Origin of the sequence: Mycobacterium sp. 852002-51163_SCH5372311 (assembly GCF_001667115.1) — a bacterium.
Classification (GTDB): Bacteria; Actinomycetota; Actinomycetes; order Mycobacteriales; family Mycobacteriaceae; genus Mycobacterium.
This window is the reverse complement of the sequence record NZ_LZIJ01000057.1, coordinates 1-2,210: the sequence shown is the minus strand read 5'-3', so window position 1 is coordinate 2,210 and position 2,210 is coordinate 1. Positions and strand designations below refer to the sequence as shown.

Annotated in this window: 1 protein-coding gene; it reads left to right on the top strand. The window is 65.7% G+C overall.

The window, feature by feature from the left end:
* A partial coding sequence (locus A5791_RS07585) for a condensation domain-containing protein (protein WP_231995826.1) occupies window positions 1–2,210 on the top strand: 2,210 nt, incomplete at both ends.

Sequence of the window (2,210 nt, the reverse complement as noted above, 5' to 3'; positions counted from 1 at the left end):
CGGCGGGGCATTTGTCGGTGTCGTTGGATGCCGAGACGACGCGGATGTTGCTTGGGGAGGTTCCTGCGGCGTTTCACGCCGGGGTCCATGAGGTGTTGTTGATCGCATTCGGGTTGGCGGTCGCGGAGTTCGTGGGTAGTGGGCGTGCGCAGATCGGCATCGACGTGGAGGGCCACGGCCGCCACGAGGAGCTGGCAGCCGACCTGGATTTGTCCCACACCGTGGGGTGGTTTACCACCAAATACCCCGTGTCGCTGGCAGTCGGTGATATGAGCTGGGCGCAAGTTGCGACGGGCGAGGCGGCGCTCGGCGCGCTGGTCAAGGATGCCAAGGAGCAGTTGCGCGCCCTGCCGGATCCGCTGAGTTATGGCCTGCTGCGGTATCTGAACGCCGATGTCGAGCTGGACGGCCCGGAGCCGGTGATCGGGTTCAACTATCTGGGCCGGCTGGGCGCGGGCGCCGACGTACCCGATGATTTGTGGCAGTTGTGTCAGGACGGGTTGTTGGCGAGTGGGGTGGCCGCAGCGATACCGCTGCCGCACACCGTGGAGCTCACCGCTGGCACGGTTGATGCCGAGAGCGGCCCACACCTGCACGCCGACTGGTCGTGGGCACCGTCGGCTATCGATGGCGAGCAGGTCAGCCGGCTGGGCCGGTTGTGGTTTGAGGCCTTGTCGGGCATCTGCGCGCATGTGCGTCGCGGCGGCGGCGGGTTGACGCCGTCGGATATCGCTCCGGCCCGGTTGACCCAGCAGCAACTCGACGAACTTCAGCAGCACGAGAGCGTCGCCTGCGTCTTGCCGTTGACCCCTTTGCAGCAGGGGCTGCTGTTTCACGCCAGCACCGCACAGGGTCTCGGCGACGATGTGTATGCGGTGCAACTCGACATCACGTTGAGCGGCGCCCTCGATCAGCAGCGGCTGCGTGACGCCCTGCACCGCGTGGTAGTTCGGCATCCGAACCTGGCGGCGCGTTTCTGCACCCAGTTCGACGAGCCGGTCCAGGTGATTCCGGCCGACCCGGAAATGCCCTGGCGGTATATCGACTTGGACGGCGCTGACCTGGATGTCGATGAATGGGTCGAGGAGATTTGCGCTGCTGAACGCGTAGTGGTCTGCGACCTGGCCGAGCCGCCTTCGTTCCGGGCGGTGTTGATCCGCACTGCAGAAGATCGGCACCGGCTGGTGCTGACCAACCATCACATCGTGCTCGACGGCTGGTCGTTGCCGATCCTGATGCGGGAAATCTTTGCAGGGTATTCGGGGAAGCGGCTGGCCGCGGCCGCGCCGTATCACCGCTTTGTGAGCTGGTTGGCCGAGCGGGATCGCGCTGCGGCACAGGCGGCCTGGCGTGAGGTGCTGGCTGATTTCGACGCCCCGGCTCTGGTGAGTCCGCCGCAACGATCAGGGTTGGGGCGGCGAGAGGTCGCTTCGTTCTGGGTATCCAAGGAGATCACCCGCGCCGTCGGCGAGTTGGCGCGCGCGCAGCACACCACCGTCAACGTCGTGCTGCAGGCCGGCTGGGCGCAGGTGCTGACGTGGCTGACCGGCCAGCATGACGTCGCCTTCGGGACCGCGGTATCCGGTCGGCCGGCCGAATTGGCCGGCGCGGACTCGATGGTGGGCCTGTTGATCAACACGGTGCCGGTCCGGGCACGTATCACTGCGTCGACCACGATCGGCGATTTGCTGGACCAGCTCCAAGAGGCCCACAACCAGACGGTGGAGCATCAGCATCTGGCGCTCGCCGAGATCCACCGCGTCACCGGACACGACCTGTTGTTCGACACCTTGTTCGTCTTCGAAAACTACCCGGTCGACACCGCTGAGCTGGTGGGCGATCAGGAGCTGGCCATCAGCAATTTCGCCATCTACGAATCGACGCACTACCCGCTGACGGTGGCCGCCATTCCGGGTCACGAGTTGGGCCTTCGCGTGGAATACCACACCGACGTGTTCGACGCGCCCAGGATCGAGTCACTGTTCGGGCGGTTGCAACAGGTGCTGGCCACCATGACCGCCGCTGACACCACCCGCCGGTTGTTGTCGATCGATCTCCTTGATGACGATGAGCACGCCGTGCTTGACGAGTGGGGCAACCGTGCCGCGTTGAGCCGTCCGATGTCGGTACCGGTCTCGATCCCGGAGTTGTTTGCTGCGCAGGTGGCGCGGACGCCGGACGCGGTGGCGCTGACGTGCGATGGCCGCTCG